The 17,981-nt window shown below is 61.8% G+C and carries 17 protein-coding genes; 7 read left to right on the top strand and 10 right to left on the bottom strand.

What is annotated here, in order from left to right; translation table 11 throughout:
* The first annotated feature begins 116 nt into the window (after positions 1-116).
* Complete coding sequence (locus N2597_RS08960; protein WP_183596319.1) at positions 117-1,172, top strand: LacI family DNA-binding transcriptional regulator; 1,056 nt, start codon at positions 117-119, stop codon at positions 1,170-1,172.
* Positions 1,173-1,407: 235 nt separating this feature from the next.
* Here N2597_RS08960 and N2597_RS08955 read toward each other — a convergent pair whose 3' ends face one another.
* Genes N2597_RS08955 through N2597_RS08935 form a run of 5 tightly spaced genes read right to left on the bottom strand, consistent with a single transcriptional unit; the run spans position 1,408 to position 6,550 of the window.
* Entirely contained in the window at positions 1,408-2,151 is a 744-nt protein-coding gene (locus tag N2597_RS08955) for an ABC transporter ATP-binding protein (protein WP_183596321.1), read from the bottom strand.
* Positions 2,148-3,020, bottom strand: a complete 873-nt coding sequence (locus N2597_RS08950) for an ABC transporter ATP-binding protein (protein ID WP_038688842.1) — start codon at positions 3,018-3,020, stop codon at positions 2,148-2,150. The genes N2597_RS08955 and N2597_RS08950 overlap by 4 nt, the downstream gene beginning before the upstream one ends.
* Positions 3,007-3,909 carry an ABC transporter permease gene (locus tag N2597_RS08945; RefSeq protein ID WP_038688840.1) on the bottom strand — a complete coding sequence of 301 codons (903 nt, stop codon included), beginning with the start codon at positions 3,907-3,909 and terminating at the stop codon, positions 3,007-3,009. Before N2597_RS08945 ends, N2597_RS08950 begins: the two co-directional genes overlap by 14 nt.
* Complete coding sequence (locus tag N2597_RS08940) at positions 3,906-4,934, bottom strand: ABC transporter permease (protein ID WP_183596323.1); 1,029 nt, start codon at positions 4,932-4,934, stop codon at positions 3,906-3,908. The genes N2597_RS08945 and N2597_RS08940 overlap by 4 nt, the downstream gene beginning before the upstream one ends.
* Positions 4,935-4,954: 20 nt before the next feature.
* A complete protein-coding gene (locus N2597_RS08935) occupies positions 4,955-6,550 on the bottom strand; it encodes an ABC transporter substrate-binding protein (RefSeq protein WP_183596325.1) in 1,596 nt (531 codons plus the stop codon).
* Positions 6,551-6,682: 132 nt separating this feature from the next.
* Between N2597_RS08935 and N2597_RS08930 the strand changes: the two genes are divergently transcribed.
* The 3 genes from N2597_RS08930 to kdgD all read left to right on the top strand — a co-directional run bounded on the left by N2597_RS08930 (position 6,683) and on the right by kdgD (position 9,395).
* On the top strand, positions 6,683-7,393 hold the full coding sequence (locus N2597_RS08930) for a FadR/GntR family transcriptional regulator (protein ID WP_183596327.1): 711 nt from the start codon (positions 6,683-6,685) through the stop codon (positions 7,391-7,393).
* A gap of 64 nt (positions 7,394-7,457) precedes the next feature.
* Positions 7,458-8,432 (top strand): mannonate dehydratase, encoded by a 975-nt coding sequence (locus N2597_RS08925; RefSeq protein ID WP_183596329.1) that lies wholly within the window; start codon positions 7,458-7,460, stop codon positions 8,430-8,432.
* A gap of 36 nt (positions 8,433-8,468) precedes the next feature.
* The gene (gene kdgD / locus N2597_RS08920) at positions 8,469-9,395 is read left to right on the top strand and encodes a 5-dehydro-4-deoxyglucarate dehydratase (RefSeq protein WP_183596331.1); all 927 of its coding nucleotides are present in this window, start codon (positions 8,469-8,471) and stop codon (positions 9,393-9,395) included.
* Positions 9,396-9,707: 312 nt separating this feature from the next.
* Here the strand turns inward: kdgD and N2597_RS08915 are convergent, their stop codons facing one another.
* From N2597_RS08915 to N2597_RS08900, 4 genes are all read right to left on the bottom strand, one after another.
* Complete coding sequence (locus N2597_RS08915; protein ID WP_183596333.1) at positions 9,708-10,781, bottom strand: ABC transporter ATP-binding protein; 1,074 nt, start codon at positions 10,779-10,781, stop codon at positions 9,708-9,710.
* Between the two features lie 23 nt (positions 10,782-10,804).
* Positions 10,805-11,653, bottom strand: a complete 849-nt coding sequence (locus tag N2597_RS08910) for a carbohydrate ABC transporter permease (RefSeq protein WP_183596335.1) — start codon at positions 11,651-11,653, stop codon at positions 10,805-10,807.
* Positions 11,646-12,584 carry a carbohydrate ABC transporter permease gene (locus N2597_RS08905; protein ID WP_009989437.1) on the bottom strand — a complete coding sequence of 313 codons (939 nt, stop codon included), beginning with the start codon at positions 12,582-12,584 and terminating at the stop codon, positions 11,646-11,648. The genes N2597_RS08910 and N2597_RS08905 overlap by 8 nt, the downstream gene beginning before the upstream one ends.
* An 83-nt stretch (positions 12,585-12,667) precedes the next feature.
* Entirely contained in the window at positions 12,668-13,972 is a 1,305-nt protein-coding gene (locus N2597_RS08900; protein WP_096762729.1) for an ABC transporter substrate-binding protein, read from the bottom strand.
* A 199-nt stretch (positions 13,973-14,171) separates the two neighbouring features.
* Here N2597_RS08900 and N2597_RS08895 point away from each other — a divergent pair, with 199 nt between their 5' ends.
* Genes N2597_RS08895 through N2597_RS08885 form a run of 3 tightly spaced genes read left to right on the top strand, consistent with a single transcriptional unit; the run spans position 14,172 to position 17,164 of the window.
* A complete protein-coding gene (locus N2597_RS08895) occupies positions 14,172-15,371 on the top strand; it encodes an ROK family transcriptional regulator (RefSeq protein ID WP_077993734.1) in 1,200 nt (399 codons plus the stop codon).
* Positions 15,372-15,404: 33 nt separating this feature from the next.
* Entirely contained in the window at positions 15,405-16,505 is a 1,101-nt protein-coding gene (locus N2597_RS08890; protein ID WP_183596338.1) for a Gfo/Idh/MocA family protein, read from the top strand.
* Between the two features lie 17 nt (positions 16,506-16,522).
* On the top strand, positions 16,523-17,164 hold the full coding sequence (locus N2597_RS08885) for a ThuA domain-containing protein (protein WP_183596340.1): 642 nt from the start codon (positions 16,523-16,525) through the stop codon (positions 17,162-17,164).
* Positions 17,165-17,378: 214 nt separating this feature from the next.
* On the opposite strand, the gene N2597_RS08880 is transcribed toward N2597_RS08885, so the two are convergent.
* A complete protein-coding gene (locus tag N2597_RS08880; protein WP_096771048.1) occupies positions 17,379-17,858 on the bottom strand; it encodes a DUF2938 domain-containing protein in 480 nt (159 codons plus the stop codon).
* Between the last annotated feature and the right edge of the window lie 123 nt (positions 17,859-17,981).

Genomic DNA, 17,981 nt, shown 5'->3' with positions numbered 1-17,981 from the left:
CAAAGCCTCCCTGCTCTGCCTGGTGTCGCGGACTCCTCGCCGGCAATTGTGCATAGGCATTCCATTTGCGCAATCTGAAAGATTTTTGCATAAAGGAGGAGAGCGAGGAAAACGACATGGGCCCGGATCAGAAAAAAGGCAGGCGCACGCGCCTCGATGACATCGCCGCAAGATGCGGTGTGTCGATCAGCACCGTCTCCCGGGCGCTCGCCGGAGAAAAGGGCGTCAGACCCGAAATCCGCAAGCTGGTGCTGGAAACGGCCAGTGCCGTCAGCTACGCCCTGCCGGCCAGTGTCGCCGGCAAGAAGGTGATGCTCGTCGCCTCCGGCGCGGCGATGATTGATTATGTTCGCAACCAGTTCACCCTCTACGTTCTCGAAGGCCTGAATGCGCGCGCGGCCGCGCTCGGCATCGAGATGGCGATGCGCCCAGTCGCCGACAAGGCAGACGAAGCCCGTGTCATTGCCGAGATGCGCGACGATCCGAGCTTTGGCGGCATGCTGATCCTGACCGTCGACGAGGAGGATATGCTGGCGGCGGCCGCCCGCTTGGGAAAACCGGTCGTGCTGGTCAATACCGACGACCCCTATATGCGGCTTTCGAGTGTCACGCCCTGCAACCGCTCGGCCGCCTTCATTGCCGCTGAGCGGCTGATCGAGGCCGGGCATCGACAGATCCTTTTCATGCTGCGCCCGGGCCGGCGGACGATCGAGCGGCGCCTGGAGGGCTGGCGTGATGCCCTGCTGCATCACGGGCTGAAGGCCGGTGCCGAGCTGGTGCTCGAGGTCGACGACTGGCTGCCGGAACTCGGCGCCGAAGCCATCACCCGCCTCGTGCGCGACAAGGGCCTCACCTTCACCGCCGTTCTGACGGCGGGCGACAGCCTTGCCAATGGCGCCATGCGTGGATTACAGGCGATGGGATATGCGGTACCACAGGACATCTCCGTCATGGGCATCGACGACCTGCCGCAATCGGCCTTTCTCAATCCGCCGCTGTCGAGCGTGCATATTCCGATGCGAGAACTCGGCGCCACCGCGCTCGATCTCCTGCGCGACATGATGCTCGGCCTTGCCGCGCCGCGCCGCCGTGTCGAGCTTGCCTGCCATCTCGTCGAAAGGAGCAGTGTGGCGGCTGTCAGCCGGCCTGCTGCGGCGCCGGCAGATCGCTGATGATCTCGGCCGAGAGATTGCGGGCACCCGCCCCTCATCCGCCTGCCGGCACCTTCTCCCCGTAAACGTGCGAAGAGACATGCCGCCGTCCGTTGTCCACCTCTCACATGGCACGTCCCCTCGCCCCGTTTACGGGGGTCCGAAGGACGGATCGGATGGCTCGACCCCGGTCGGTAGGGTGAGGGGCAAGAGCGATCGGTGCGAACCGGACAGCAACGGCAAGAGGCAGAGGTTATCAAGCCGCGATGAAGCTCGCCTCGAACAGCTCGCGCGCATAGGCATCATGGGTGGTGCCGGCCTGCAGATCCTCCTTGGTCAGTTCGTCGACGAAGCCGCCGTTCTTCATGATCAGCACCCGGTCGCACATATGGGCGATCACCGCTAGGTCGTGGCTGACGAGCAGATAGGTCAGTCCCTTCTCCTCGCGCTGATCGGCCAGCAGATTGAGGATTTCGGCCTGGACGGAGACGTCGAGCGCCGATGTCGGCTCGTCGAGCAGCATGATCGGCGGCGACAGGATCAGCGCTCGGGCGATCGCCACGCGCTGCCGCTGGCCGCCGGAAAGCTCATGCGGAAAACGATTGGCGAAGCTGGCCGGCAGGCCAACCTGGATCAGTGCCCTTTCGACCTTCGACCAGATATCGGAATGGCGCATGGCGCGCAGCGGCTCGGCAAGCGCCGTGCCGATGCGATGGCGGGGATGCAGCGAGCCGTAAGGATCCTGAAACACCATCTGTGCCGACGTCAGTTCCTCGCGGGAGCGCTTCTTGCCGATCGGTTTGCCGCCAAGCGCGATCTGACCGGTCCAACCGGCCTCCATGCCGGCGAGGCAACGCAGCACCGTCGATTTACCGCAGCCGGATTCGCCGACGATGCCAAGCGTCTCGCCCCGCTTCACCTCGAAGCTGATGCCCCTGACGACATGGTTGCTGGATTTGCCGGCGGAAAAGACGACATCGAGATCACGGACATTGATCATTGTGCCGCCTCCAGATCGAGTTTCGCCCTGTCGAGAACGGCGAGGCGGCGAACCGGGTTCTTCGGGTCGGGCAGCGCCGAGATCAGGCCGCGCGTATAGGGATGGCGGGCCTCTTCGAGACTGGTCAGCGTTTCGACGATGCGGCCGGCATACATGACGATGATGCGTTCGCAGAAGGCCGCCACCATGCGGATGTCATGGCTGATCAAAAGCAGGCCGGAATTGTTTTCGCGCACCAGCTCGTCGAGCAGCAGCAGCACGTCCTTTCGGACGCTGACATCGAGCGCCGAGGTCGGTTCGTCGGCGATGACGAGCTTCGGCCGTGCCAGCAGCATCATGGCGATCATCACGCGCTGGCCCATGCCCCCCGATATCTGATGGGGATAAAGCGCCATGACCCGATCGGGATCGCTGATGCGCACGCGCTCCAGCATGGCGCGGACGGCATCCTGCGCCTGCTTGCCGCGAAGCCCGAGGTGAAGACGGGCGGCCTCGGCGATCTGCTTGCCGATCGACAGCACCGGGTTCAGGGAATAACGCGGATCCTGCATGATCAGCGCGATATCCTTGCCGCGCAGCGCCCCCATCTGGCGCTCGGTCTTGGCAAGCAGCGAACTTCCGGCAAGATCGAGACGTTCGGCGGAGACGATCGCAGCCGGCGGCAGCAGGCGCATGACGGCGCGACCGGTCGTCGACTTGCCGGAACCGGATTCGCCAACGATGCCGACACGCTCGCGCCCGACGTCGAAACTGACATTGGAGACCGCGGGCACGGCGCCCCGTCCGAAGCGGACGGTCAAATCCTTGACGGAGAGAACGGGTTGATGAAGATCTTGCATGTCACGATCTTTCTTTTCACGATCTGGCATGGCGCGGATCCAGAATGTCGCGCAGAGCATCCCCGGCGATGTTGAAGGCAAGGCTGGTCAGCAGGATGGCGACACCGGGCATGACGGCGACCCACCAGTAATCGAGCATGAACTTACGGCCGTTGGAGATCATCGCCCCCCATTCCGGCGCCGGCGGCTGGGCGCCGAGGCCGAGAAAGCCAAGCGAGGCCGCGGTCAGGATGATGCCCGCCATGTTGAGGGTCAGGCGGACGATCACCGATGGAATGCACATGGGCGCGATATAAAGCAGCAGGATGCGCAGCGGCGAAGCGCCGTACAGGCGGGCGGCGACCACATAATCGGCATTTCTGACGACCAGCGCTTCGGCGCGGGCAAGCCTTGCAATCGGCGGCCAGGCCGTCAGCGAGATAGCAATGATCGCCGTGCCGAGACCGGCGCCGAGCGCGGCGGCAAAGGCGAGCGCCAGGATCAGCGACGGGAAAGAGAGCACGATATCGGTGGCGCGCATCAGCAAGGCATCGGTATTGCCGCCGAAGAAGCCGGCGACGACGCCAATCAGCAATCCGATCGGCCCGACGATCAGGGACACCGACAGCACCGTCTGGATGGTGATGCGGGTGCCGAAGATCAGGCGGCTCAAAATATCGCGGCCGAATTCGTCGGTGCCGGCCAGATGCGCAAGGCTCGGCGGCTGCAGGGCGTCACCAAGCGCCTGGATCGTGGGATCGTAGGGCGCCAGAAGCGGCGCGAAAATCGCAACGATGCAGAGCAGGCCGAGAATGACGAAGCCGGCAAGACCGAGCGGCTCGTCGGCCAGTTTGCGGCCGGCGCGCCCGAAGGAGGCGGCAACGCGGCTCGGCATGCTCGGCGGGCGGATCCGGATCTCGCTGTGGACGGCGTCGCTCATCGGGTCGCCTCCCGCATGCGCGGATCGAGCAGGGCATAGGCGACGTCGGCCAGGAAGTTCAGGAACATGAAGATGAATCCAACGATGATGGTGGCTGCGACGATAGCGTTCATGTCGCCGATCATCAGCGCGTTCGTCATATATTGGCCGATGCCCGGCCAGGAGAAGACGATCTCGGTGACGACGGCGCCTTCGAGCAGCCCGCCATAGGAAATGGCAAGGATGGTGATCAGCTGCACCGCGATATTCGGCAGGACATGGCGCAGGATCGTGCCGGTCGGGCTGACACCCTTGGCGCGGGCGGCAATGACATAATCCTGGCTCAGTTGCTCCAGCGTGAAGCTGCGGGTCATGCGGGTGATGTATGCCATCGCCGCATAGGCGAGGATGATGGCCGGAAGAATGATGTGGCCGAGCGCGTTCCAGAAGATTTCGGTCTCGCCCTGCAGCAGGCTGTCGACCAGCAGCAGACCGGTCTGCGGTGTGACCAGCCCCTCGTAGAAGACATCCACCCTGCCCGGCCCGCCGACCCAGTTCAGGCCGGCATAGAAGATGACGAGTCCGACGATACCGAACCAGAAGACCGGGATCGAATGGCCGACGAGGGCGACAACCCGGGCGATCTTGTCGATCAGGCTGTCGCGAAACAGCGCCGCGACCAGGCCGAGCGGCACGCCGACGAAGGTCGAAATGATCACCGCCAGCGTCGCAAGTTCGAATGTCGCGGGAAAGGCCTGTGCGAGGTCCGAAGAAACGGGATTGCCGGTGAGCACAGCCGTGCCGAAATCACCATGGGCGAGGCCGTTCAGATAGAGGAAGAACTGCTGATAGATCGGCAGATCAAGCCCCAGGCGCGTCCGCATCGCCGCATAGGCGGCGGGATCGGCGAGTTCGCCGACGATGGCGCCGACGGGATCCGTGGGCAGGACGCGGCCGATCACGAAGGTCACACACAAGAGGATGAACAGGCTGACGAGCAGATGCGCCAGGCGTCGGCCAAATTCGGCTACAGAGAGTTCCTTCATGATCGGCTGCCTCGGGAGTATTACTGGGTTTCGGACTTCGTGACGTTCTCGAGGCGCGTCAGCTGCGTCGGATGGCCGACATAACCCTCAACCTTGCTGGACAGGACGATCGGCTCGAAGCGCTCGAACATCGGCAGCACCGCCGGCTTCTGTTCGACGAACATGTTCTGCATCTGAACATAGAGTTCGCCGCGCTTCTTCGGGTCCGGCTCCATCGAGGCCTTGGCCGTCAAAGCCGTGAGTTCCGGAATGTCCCAGGCCGAGCGCCAGACGAAGTTGCCGGCATTGTTGGCCCCCTTCGAATTGTCCGGGTTAGACGAGAACTGTTCCATCGAGCCGAGCACATTCGGCATATAGGCGCTGGTCTGCGGAATCAGCAGATCGAAATCCCGGGCGCGATGGGCGGCGATGATTTCCGAGCCGTTGCCCTGCTGGATATCGACCTTGATACCAACCTGGGCAAGCGACGCCTGGATGGCGGTGGCAAGATCGATGCGCGGCGTCTGGGCGATCGTCTTCAGCGTTAGCGAGAAGCCGTCCTTGTAGCCTGCCTCAGCCAGCAGTTGCTTGGACTTCTCGACGTCGAGATGCCAATCGGGGCTCGGGATAGCAGATTCGAAATTCTCTGGCACGGGAACGGTTCTCGCCCGCCCGTAAGGACCCATGATGGTCTTCTCGATGCCCTTGTAATCGATGCCGTAGGCGATCGCCTCGCGGACCTTCGGGTTGGAGAGATACTGGTTGCCGGCATTCATCGACAGCACGTAGAAGCCGCCTGTCGGGATGCGCTGAATGGTAAAGCCCTTTTTGTCCTTGAAGGTCGCGAGATCGGCTGCGGTCAGCGCGCTTGCGATATCGATGTCGCCTCGCTCCAGCATCAGCCGCTCAACCTGGCTTTCCGGAACATGGCGGACGATGACGCGCTTCATCTTCGGAGCACCGGCGACATAATCCTTGTTGGCGTCGAGGATCACGAGTTCGTTAGGAGACCAGCGGTTCAGGGTGAACGGACCGGAGCCGGCCGAGTGCGTGCGCATCCAGGCGTTTCCCCAGTCGTTGTCGGTGACATGCTTCTGCACTTCGACGCTGTCGACGACGCTGGTGGTCGATGCCGCAAGCCGGTAGAGCAGCATTTCCGCCGTCACCTGCCCGGAAAAATCAATGCGCACGGTCTTGTCGTCGACCGCCGTGACAAGCTTGTCAACATTGCTCTTGTCGTAACCGATGCGCTTAAGGTTGGCGGCGGCCGCCTGGTCGAGCTTCAATAGCCGCCCCAGCGAATAGACGACATCCTTTGCCGTGACAGGATTGCCGGAGGCGAAATTGGCCTGGCGCAGGGTGAAGGTGATGCCCTTGTCGTCGACCTTCCAGCTTTCGGCCAGCTGCGGCACGATCTTGCCATCAGGCGTGCTGTTGACCAGCCGGTCATAAAGGTTCGACATGATCTCGACCGCCTTGCCCTCGGTCGCCTGATGCGGATCGAGCGACAGAACCTGCGCCAACGATGTTCCGATCACCAGCTGGTCCTTCGGCGCGGCGGCGTATGAGAGCGGCGCAGCGATCGTCAGAGCACCGAAGACGGCGCCGACGAACAGGCCTTTAGAAAAATGCTTCATTGTCACTCCTCCCTGAATTACTATAAGAGACATATTATGTCGTCCGTATGTCGTATTATGATTTATCGAAGTCCAAAACGATTTGCAAGAGCCGTGCGGAAGACTTGAGGCGAAGGAACTGGGGAATAGAAAATGACGACACTCAGCCGTGGGCGGCAAAGACTGGCGCAGCAGGTCATCGATCAGCTGCGGGCACAAATCGAGACGGGGAAATTGCGCGTCGGCGACCAGCTGCCGACCGAGCCGCAGCTCGAATCGACCTTCGGCGTCAGCCGCACCGTCGTGCGCGAGGCCATCGCCGATCTGAGGGCTGCCGGTTTCGTCCGGCCGATCCAGGGCAAAGGCGTTTTCGTCGCGGATCCGAAGGTCCATTCGGCGATGTCGCTGACGCCGGTGGAAATCAAAAGCATTCCGGAAACCCTTGAATTGCTGGAGTTTCGCATGGCGACCGAGGGCGAAGCGGCGGCGATTGCCGCCTATCGTCGCACCGCCGAACAGGAGGCCGCGATCCGCGAGGCCAACCGCAAAATGGCGCAGCTGATCGAGAGCGCACAGCAAACCGTGGAGGCGGATTATGCCTTTCACATGGCGATCGCCGCGGCCACCAACAATCGATTCTATGTCGACGTGCTGCGCCATTTCGGCCCCCGCGCCATCCCGCGCGGGCAGTTCCCGACGCTGCCCGAAGCCAATGACCGCGACTATCTGCAAAAGGTCCATGCCGAACATGTGGCGATCCTGTCGGCGATCGCCGATCAGGATCCGGACCGCGCGCGCCAAGCGATGCGCGCCCATTTGATGGCGAGCCAAAGGCGCTATCGAATGCTCGCGGAGCAGCAATAGGGCTCGACACCCTTTCAAATTCATATTATGTCATATGACATTGTTGAATTCGAGAGGGTCTCTAATGTATTTGGGAACACAGGTGGCGGCGCGGGATGACGACGATTATCGGATCTTCGCGCAATTGGGCGTCAAGCATATCAGCGCCGATCCGCCGGGAAAGCCGAGCAGCTGGACACTTGCCGACATCGAGCGCCATCGCGACAAGGTCGAAAGCTTCGGCCTGATCCTCGACATGATCCAGCTGCCCCTACCCTCGCAGCCGATCGAGAAGGCCTCTTACCCCGATATTCTGCTCGCCGGTCCCGAGCGCGACCGGCAGATCGATGCGGTCTGCACAATGATCGACAATGTCGCGAAGGCTGGCATTCCCGCGGTGAAATACAATCTCAACCTGATCGGCATTCCCCGCACCCCGGATGAGCCGGGGCGCGGCGGCTCGATGAATGCCAGCTTCCGCTGGGACAAGACCGATCAGCAGGCCGCACCTGGTCTTGCCGGCGTGCTCTCCGAGGACGAAAACTGGGAACGGATCGACTATTTCCTCGAACGGGTCGTGCCGGTTGCCGAAAGTAACCGCGTCAGGCTCGCCTGCCATCCGCACGATCCCTATACGCCGCCCGGCTATCGCGGCGTCACGCGGGTGCTTGGCACGGTGGAAGGCCTGAAGAAGTTCGTGCTGATGCGCGAAAATGCCTATCACGGCCTGAATTTCTGCCAGGGATCGATCGGCGAGATGCTCGAAAATCCCGGCGAGGAGATCGACGACGTCATTCGCTGGTTCGGTCAGCGCGACAAGATCTTCAACGTCCACTTCCGCAATATTCGCGGCGGCAAGCTTTCCTTCATGGAGACCTTCCCCGATGAAGGCGACATGGACATGGTCCGCTCGGCCAGGATCTATAAGGAAGTCGGCTTCAAATACATGCTGATGCCCGATCATGTGCCGACCGTCAGCGGCCAGGACCCTTCCGCCACCGCATTCGCCTTCTGCTACGGCTATATCGCAGCACTCCTGCAAGTGCTCGAGAGCGCCTGACGCCGCCGATTTTCAACACCTAAGGAATAGGACTTGATGATGAACCCGATTGAATTGAAGAAGGCCGTCGGCAGTGGTCTGCTCTCGTTTCCAGTCACCCATTTCGACGACCAGCTGAAATTCGACGAAGCGAAGTACCGCCGCCATGTCGAGTGGCTTGCTGGTTACGACGCCGCCGCACTGTTTGCCGCCGGCGGCACCGGGGAGTTCTTCTCGCTCAATCCGAGCGAGATTCCGCAGGTCGTCCGAGCCGCCAAGGTGTCGGCGGGCAATACGCCGATCATCTCCGGAACCGGCTACGGCACGTCGCTTGCCATCGAAATCGCACAGGCGGCCGAAAAGGCAGGCGCCGACGGATTGCTGCTGCTGCCGCCCTATCTGATGTTTGCCGAACAGGCCGGCCTGATCGCTCATGTCAAGGCGGTCTGCCAGTCGGTCGGCATCGGCGTCATCGTCTATAACCGCGACAATGCCGTCCTGACCGCCGGGAGCATCGCGCGGCTCGCCGAGGAATGCCCGAACCTGATCGGCTTCAAGGACGGCGTCGGCGATGTCGACAAGGTCATCGAGATCACCACGCTGCTCGGCGACCGTCTCGTCTATGTCGGTGGCATGCCGACCCACGAGGTCTATGCGCAAGCCTATTTTGCCGCCGGTGTGACGACCTACTCGTCCGCAGTTTTCAACTTCGTCCCTGCCATCGCCCAGCGCTTTTACGGCGCCTTGCGCACCGGCGACCAGGCGACCGTCGATGAAATCCTGAAAAGCTTCTTCTTCCCCTTCGTCGCCTTGCGCAATCGCAAGAAGGGCTATGCTGTCTCAATCATCAAGGCCGGCCTGCGAGTCCTCGGCCAGAACCCCGGACCTGTGCGCCCGCCTTTGACGGATCTCACGCAGGAGGAGCTGGTGCTCTTGGACAAGATCGTCCAGGCCAACGGCGTCTCGAAGATCGCGGCGGAATAATCGTCGACGGAGGACAGCAGGAGTATCTGCCGCGCCCTCTCGATTCCCTCTTCTCCCCTCGGGGAGAAGGTGCCCGTAGGGCGGATGAGGGGGCCGGCATTGCCGGTCTCTCCTTCACCCCTCTGCGGGCTTCGACCGTCCGGCTCATCTCGACCATGCTCGGGGTGCTGGGCACAACATTTCCGTCGGCGAGTCGGAATAGAATTTACGTGAGGGGGTGCCGCCCCCTCATCCGCCTGCCGGCATCTTCTCCCCGAGGGGAGAAGAGGAATTGCCGCACCCTCTCCGGTTCCCCAGCAGACTAAACCGCGCCTACAGCGCCACCCCACTGTCACGGTCGAAGACATGCACCTGGTCGCTGGCGATGCTTGCCTCGAAGACGGCGCCGTAGCGGGCAGGATATTCGCCGTCGACAATTGCGGTCACCTGCTGGCCGGCGAGATCGAAGACCACATGGGTCTGGGCGCCTGTCGGTTCCACCAGCATGGTGCGGCCGGCGAGCGGCGTGCCGGCTGAAAGGCCGGGAACGAGATGTTCCGGACGAAGGCCGATGGTGATGGCCTGGCCGGGCCTGACCCTGCGGTCGGGCGCAAGGCGGATCGCCGTGCCGTCTTCGAGGCGGGCGGCGGGCGCACCGTTTTCACCGTCGACAGTACCCTCAAGCATGTTCATAGCCGGCGAGCCGATGAAGGCAGCGACGAAGAGGTTGGCCGGCTTCTTGTAAAGTTCGAGCGGCGTCCCCGACTGCTCCACCCTGCCCTGGTTGAGCACGACGATGCGGTCAGCGAGCGTCATCGCCTCGATCTGGTCGTGGGTGACATAGATCGAGGTGGTCTTCACCTTCTGGTGCAGCGTCTTGATCTCAGAACGCATCTGCACGCGGAGTTTAGCATCGAGGTTGGAGAGCGGCTCATCAAACAGGAAGACGGCCGGATTGCGCACGATGGCGCGGCCCATGGCGACACGCTGGCGCTGACCGCCGGAAAGCTGGGCCGGCTTGCGGTCGAGGAACTGGGCGAGATCGAGCATGCGGGCGGCCTCCGTGACGCGCGCCTCGATCTCAGGCTTCTGAACGCCGGCAAGCTTCAGGTTGAAACCCATGTTTTCGGCGACTGTCATATGCGGATAAAGCGCGTAGGACTGGAAAACCATGGCGATATTGCGCTCGCGCGGCGTCATGCCGTTGACGACATTGCCGCCGATCGCGATCTCGCCGTCGGTGATCTCTTCCAGGCCGGCGATCATCCGCAGCAGCGTCGATTTTCCGCAGCCGGACGGCCCGACCAGGGCGACGAATTCGCCATCTTCGATATGAAGCGAAATGCCGTGGATGACGTCGACGGCGCCATAGGCCTTGCTTACATCGTGCAGTGAAACGGATGCCATGATTGCAACTCCAATGGTTCGGCTCAGGACTTGACGGCGCCTGCGGTCAAGCCGGCGATGATGTGCCGCTGGGCGACGAAGAAGACGATAATCGTCGGCAGGATGGTCAGCGTGATGAAGGCCAGCACCAGCTGCCATTCCGTGCCGTATTCACCGCGATAGACCATGATGCCGAGCGGCCAGGGATATTTCGATTCCGAGTTCAGCATGATCAGCGGCAGAATGTAGCTGTTCCAGCTGCCGACGAAGGAGATGATGCTGACGGTGGCGACGATCGGCCGGGAGAGCGGCAGCGAGATATGCCAGAAGAACCGGAGATAGCCGCAGCCATCGACGAAGGCCGCCTGAAACAATTCCTCCGGCAGATTGCGGAAATAATTGCGGAACAAGAGGATGCTCATGCCGAGCCCGAAGGCCACCTGCGGCAGCACCACGCCCCAATAGGTGTTCAGCAAGCCGAGATCGCGAATGCGGATGAAGAGCGGTAGGATCGCGGTCGCGGCCGGAAACATCAGGCCGAGCAGGAAATAATTGAGCAGGAAGGACGAGCCGAAGAAGCGGACATGGGCAAAGGCGAAGGCCGCCATCGACGAGACGATCAGTGTCAGCAGCACGGTGAGTGCGGCAATGATCAGCGAATTGCCGATCTGCAGCCAGTAACGCTCGCCGAACAGTATGTCGGTATAGTTTGCCCACTGCCACTCGGTCGGCAGGCCGAAGGGGTTGGTGCGCAGGTCGCCCAGCGTCTTGAAGCCGCCAAGCGCCGTCGTCAGCAGCGGGATCAGCACGATGGCGGCAATCAGGGTCAGCGACACGTAGAGGTAGATGCGGGTCGATGTGCGCATGCGGATGGAAGAGCTCATATCAGTCATGGCGCATGAAGATCCTTTTGTAACCGAAGGCGAGCGTCACGCAGATGATGAAGAGCACGACGCCGACGGCGCTGCCGAGACCGACCTGCATGCGCATGACGCCATAGGTGTAGAGGAAGGTGACCATCGTCTGGGTGGAGTTGGACGGTCCGCCGCCGGTCAGCGGCATGATCATGTCGAAGAGCTGCAGCGAGCCGACGACGGCAAAGAAGATCGACAGGCGCAAGGTCGAGCCGAGCAGCGGCAAGGTGACGTAACGGAATTTCTGCCAGCCGGTGGCGCCGTCGATCTCGGCCGCCTCAAGCACGCTCTTGTCGACCGATTGCAGGCCGGCGATGAACAGCATCATGTGAAAGCCGAAATACTTCCACACGACGACCCCGAGCACGGCATAGATCGCCACGTCCTTGTCGGCGAGCACATAGGGGTTGGCGAAGCCGAAGAAGTTGGAAATGGCGGCAAACAGGCCGTAATCGCCGTCATAGACGAAGCGCCAGATCAGGCCGGCGGCGACATCCGCCAGAACATAGGGCAGGAAGAAGATCAGCCGGTAGCCGACGACACCGGGAATGCGGTGGGCGAGCATGGTGGCAAGCCAGATGGCGAGCGGCACCTGGATGCAGATCGAGATGACGATGATCAGGCCGTTATTGACCAGTGCCTGGGTAAATGCCGCATTTCTGAACAGGACCTGGAAATTGCGCAGGGCGATGAACTCGGTCGGCGTGCCGTAGCCATTCCATTTATAGAGGCTGTACCAGGCCGCCTCGCCCATCGGCATGATGACGAAGAGCGTGAACAGCAGCAGCGCCGGCGGCAGGAAGAGCAATAGCACGGCCAGCCGGTCGTGAGCGACCGAGCTTTTCCGGTTTGCGGCTCGTCGGGCCGGCCTTGCAGCCGATGTCATCGAGGGGACTGAAATATTGGCCATGGATCCTGCTTTCGTTCGTCGGCAGCAATGCCGGCGCTCCGCCGCTTTTGGCAGGAGCGCCGGGAAGGCTCTGCGGGCGCTGGTTATTGTTCCAGTTCGAAAGCGTCCTGGATCATCTGGGCGCCGTCCTTGGAATTCATCTGGCCAGAGACGATTTCCACCGAGACGTCGTTGACGACGCGGCCGACGGCGGCGCCGAGATCCTGGTCGAAGAAGTTCTGATGCCAGGTCGAACCCGCAAGCTGCTTGGCCGATTCGGCGAGCAGCGGGCTTGTGACACCGTCGCCGGCGCCGACGGCAACCGGCAGAAGCATGCCGGCCTTGGCCATTGCCCGCTCATTCTCCGCGTTCGTCAGGAATGCGAGGAAGTCGATCGCTTCCTTGGACGCCTTCTTGGTGACGGCCCAGCCGTTCAAACCGCCGAGCGTATCGGTCGGCTTGCCGGCGCCGCCCTCGACCGCCGGGAAGGCAAAACGGCCGATATTGTCGGTCGCTAGCCCCTTACCGTCACCGGCATTCTTGCGCTGGTTAGCTTCGGTGTTTTCGAAGCCGAGGATCATCGCAGCCTTGCCGTCACCAAAAACGCCGAGCGTCTGCGGCCAGGTGGCGCCGAGATAGCCGGGCTGGAACGGTTCGAGCTTGCCGAGTTCGGCGAGATCGTCGCCGGCCTTGATGATAGCGGGATCGAGGAAGCCTTCACCTTCACCGTTCTTGGCCGCGTCGAAGACCTTCTGGCCACCCTCGCGCATGACGAGATAGCTCCAATAGAAATGGATCGGCCATTTCTCACCGCCGCCGCCGGCAATCGGCACGATACCGGCCGCCTTGATCTTCTTCACCGTGTCGAGAAAATCAGCCCAGCTCTTGATGTCCTCGGCCTTGACGCCTGCCTTGGCAAACAGCGCCTTATTGTAGAAGAAGCTGACCAGGCCGACCTTATAGGGGATAGCCCAGGTCTTGCCCTCGAAAGTCAGGCCTTTGACCGATGCCGGCGTATAAGCCTTGCGCAGTTTGCCGCCATCGGCGTCGAGGGCTGCCGTCACATCTTGCAGAGCGCCGGTCTCGGATTGCTGCTTTAACACTCCGCCGCCCCAGCTATAGAAGAAATCCGGCACGTCGTCGGACTGCAACAGCGTCGGAAGTTTGGCCTTGAACGCCTCGTTTTCGAGGAACTGCATCTGGATGTCGACGTCGGGATGCTGGGCTTCGTATTTCTTGACGATGTCTTCCCAGGCCGCAACATTTTTCGGGTCGAGCTCGAGATGCAGCCATTTGACCACCGTGGTCGCCGAGGCAGCGCCTGCTCCCGCCAGCAGCATGCCGGCTGCCGCGGCCATGGATACGAAACGCCTGCCGCCGAATGCGGCGTTCTTCAGCATGAACTTCATGATTTTCCTCCCAGGGGACCTATCCTCATAATTTTTCCCCTATGCGGATTAATTCAACGGAGCTTTCGTCGGATGTCAACCCAATAGGCGCTATTTTTACCAAATGCGCTTGACAGGCTCGTGGGATTGCCTGCTATTTATTTCGTAACCCGTTAAAAATATTGGCTTCCGCCCAACGAACGATGCCGGCTAGTTTTTCATGAAGACCGCAGATCCAGAATTGATGCGCGCGATCAATCGCTTGAACGTGCTTGATACCGTCCGGCGCCATGGGCCGATCTCGCGCATCGAGATCAGCGAACGCACCGAACTCTCAACCACCACGGTTTCCGCCATCACCGCTTCGCTGCTCGACGACGGGCTTATTCTGCCGCGCCACGAAGGCGATATCCGCAACGAAGCGGTGCGCGGCAGGCCACGCGTGGCGCTGGAGCTCAATCCCGACGCCGCGCGAGTGGTCGGCGGCAAAATCGCCGCCAACCGGATGGTCTTCGTCGTGACCAATTTCCGCGGCGACGTGCTGTCGAAGCTCGCGCTGCCGATCCGCATCGACCGGCAGCCGATCGGCGTTATCGCCGATCTCGTCGAGGATGGTGTGCGGCGTTGCGTCGTCGATGCTGGGCTGTCGCTCGAAGATGTCGACAGCGTCTGCCTCGGCTTTCCCGGCGTCATCGAGCACCGCACTGGCTACATCAGAAGCAGCCCGATCTTCCGCGACATCAATGTCGATTTTGCCGCCGAGATGTCGACGCGGCTCGCAACGCCGACCATTGTCGAAAGCGACGCGCATGCCATCACGCTTGGCCATCACTGGTTCGGCAAAGCGCGCGACCTCGAGGATATGGTGTTGATTTCATTGGAGCAGACGCTGGGTCTCGGCGTTCTGCACGGCAACAGCCTGTTTCGCGGCGCCGGCGGCCTCAGCCACAATCTCGGCGATCTCGTGCTCGGCATGGGGCCGAATGGCGTCGTGCGGCTGTTCAGCCAGGCCGGCGAAAGCGCCATACTCGGCGAACAGCAGGCCGATGGGCGTTTTGCCGAAGCAATCCGGCTCGGCCGCGGCATGACCCACGCCCAGGCGCTGATCAAGGCCGATGACGACCGGCTGATCAGCGCCGCCATTCGCGCCGGCGAAGCGGTGGGATTGACCATCGCCAATATCGTCACGCTGTTTGCGCCGCCGCGGGTCATTCTTGTCGGGTCGAGCCTGGCGCTTGGCGAACCCTTTTTGAACAGCCTGCGCGATGCCTATGCGCTCGCCATTCCGCCTTCGCTGAAGGGGGTCAGCGAACTCGTCTTCGACGATTCGAGTGATGATTTCTGGGCGCAGGGTGCCGCCGCGGTGGCGCTCTACGAGCTCTACGAATCGCCCTGGAGCACGACCGGGCCGGCGCTCTGACGAGCGACAAAATCACAATGAATGGAGGAGTTTATGGATAAAGTCGGTATCGGCATCATCGGATGCGGCAATATTTCGGGCGCCTATCTCACGGCAATGGCGTCTTTTCCTATTCTCGACATCCGCGGCGTCGCCGATCTCAACCGGGAACTGGCGGAAGCCAAGGCACGCGAATTCAACGTTCCCGCCAGATCGGTCGAGGAGCTTTTCGCCGACCCCAAGGTCGAGATCATCGTCAATCTGACAATCCCGAAAGCCCATGTCGCTGTCGCGCTGCAGGCGCTCGAAGCCGGCAAACACACCTATTCGGAAAAGCCGCTCGGGATTAATTTCGCTGAAGGGAAAAAATTGGCCGAAGCGGCGCGCGCCCGCAATCTGCGCATCGGCGCGGCGCCCGACACCTTCCTCGGCGGCGGCCACCAGACGGCGCGGGCCCTGATCGACCAGGGCGTCATCGGCCAGCCGGTCGGCGGTTCGGCCACCTTCATGTGCCCCGGCCATGAGCGCTGGCATCCGAACCCGGCCTTCTATTACGAGGTCGGTGGCGGGCCGATGCTCGACATGGGTCCCTATTACATCACCGATCTCGTCAATCTTCTCGGGCCGGTTGCTCAAGTCGCCGGCTTTGCCACGACGCCTCGTTCCGAACGGTTGATCACCAGCGAGCCGCGCAACGGCGAACGCATTCCAGTCCATGTGCCGACCCATGTCGCCGGCATGATGCGTTTTCAGAACGGCGCCGTTGTCCAGATCGCCATGAGCTTCGATGTCGCCGGTCACAAGCATGTGCCGCTCGAAGTCTACGGCACCGAAGGCACGTTGATCGTTCCCGATCCGAACAAATTTGGCGGCCCGGTGGAATATCTGAAGAAGGGCGCCGCATTCGAGGATCAGCCGGTCACATCACCCTATGCCGAGGGCAATTACCGGTCACTCGGCGTCGCCGACATGGCGCATGCAATCCGCTCCAACCGGCCACATCGCGCCAATGGCGACCTGGCTCTGCATGTGCTCGAAGTCATGGAAGCTTTCCACACCGCCGCCGAAACCGGCCGGACGGTCACCATCACCACGGTGACGGAGCGCCCTGCCCCCTTGTCGGATTCCATCATCGACGGACGGCTGGCGAAATAATTTCAGGAGGAATGACTATGCGTGAAGCACTGATCGTCTGGGGCGGCTGGAGCGGCCATGAGCCGCAGGAATGCGCCGAAATCATCAAGGGGATGCTCGAGGAGGACGGGTTCAAGGTCTATCTCGAACATGGCACCGAGGCGCTTGCCGACCCTTCCGTGCATGATCTCAGCTTGGTCGTGCCGATCATGACGATGTCGAAGATCGAGAAGGAGGAGGTCAAGAACCTCGCCGCGGCGATCGAGAGCGGCGTCGGCATTGCCGGCTATCACGGCGGCGCGGGCGACGCCTTCCGCGACTCCGTCGACTACCAGTTCATCATCGGCGGCCAGTGGGTGGCCCATCCCGGCAACATCATCGACTATACCGTCAACATTACCCGGCCGGACGATCCGCTGATGGAGGGGATTTCCGATTTCCCCTATAGGTCGGAGCAATATTACATGCATGTCGACCCTTCGAACGAGGTTCTGGCGACAACCAAATTCACCGGCGAGCACGCCTACTGGATCGACGGCGTCGTCATGCCTGTCGTCTGGAAGCGCAAATACGGCAAGGGCCGCGTCTTCTATTCCTCGCTCGGCCACCAAGCGAAGGAATTCGACGTGCCGGAGATGAAGACGATCTTCCGCCGCGGCGCAAACTGGGCGGCGCGGTAAGATAGGGCCTTTCGCGGGGAACCAAAAGCCCCCTCCCCAACCCCTCCCCACAAGGCGGAGGGACTAAGACGCCGCACCGCTTAACATAAACTCTACTGTATCAATCCGTCGAACGGTAACAGCCAGCAAGACCTCTGCGTTCGGTCGCCGCCGGACGCCACAGCATAGTCCCTCCCCCTTGTGGGGAGGGGTTGGGGAGGGGTTTTTGGCAATCTCAGCGCAGAATCAACGCCGTCCCAAATAGCCCTAGCGCAAACACCGTATGCGCAAGCAGATTGAAGCAACGGACTTTCATCGGCTTCGGATGCTTGGAAGCGGCCCAGCCGAGGCCAAGGCCGGGCTGCAGCAGGAACCACCCTGCCCCAACGGTGATGATGCCGAAAATCCAGGCGGGGAGAAATGTCGGTGCGGCGAGCCAACCCTGCCCCATGATGATCGCGAAGATCACGCCATAGAGAATGCCGACGGCGTAGTGGCTGATCCAGCCGAGCGCCAATTCCCCGGCATAAGGTGCGGCATCGGCGATGTTTTCGTGAAAGACCTTGCCGCGGCGAAGATGCCAGAACCAGCGGCCGACCGGTGCCCAATTGGGCGGCGTCTGGCCGAAGACCTTGGTGAGCAGAACTGCCCAGAGATCCATCAGGATGGTTGCGCCGGCGCCGATCGCCAGGCCGCGCAATAGAATATCGAACATCGGGAATCACCGGAAAGTGTTGCGAATGCAGGATGCTACCAAACCATTGCAGACACGCCGGCGCAAGGCTGCATCCAATCCCCTCGATTGCATCGACGGAACAGTCCGGCCCGCCCTGCCGAA

It is taken from the genome of Rhizobium sophoriradicis (genome assembly GCF_025200795.1).
Taxonomy (GTDB): Bacteria; Pseudomonadota; Alphaproteobacteria; order Rhizobiales; family Rhizobiaceae; genus Rhizobium; species Rhizobium sophoriradicis.
Note: the sequence above shows the minus strand (reverse complement) of the source record. Positions and strands in the feature narration are given on the sequence as shown.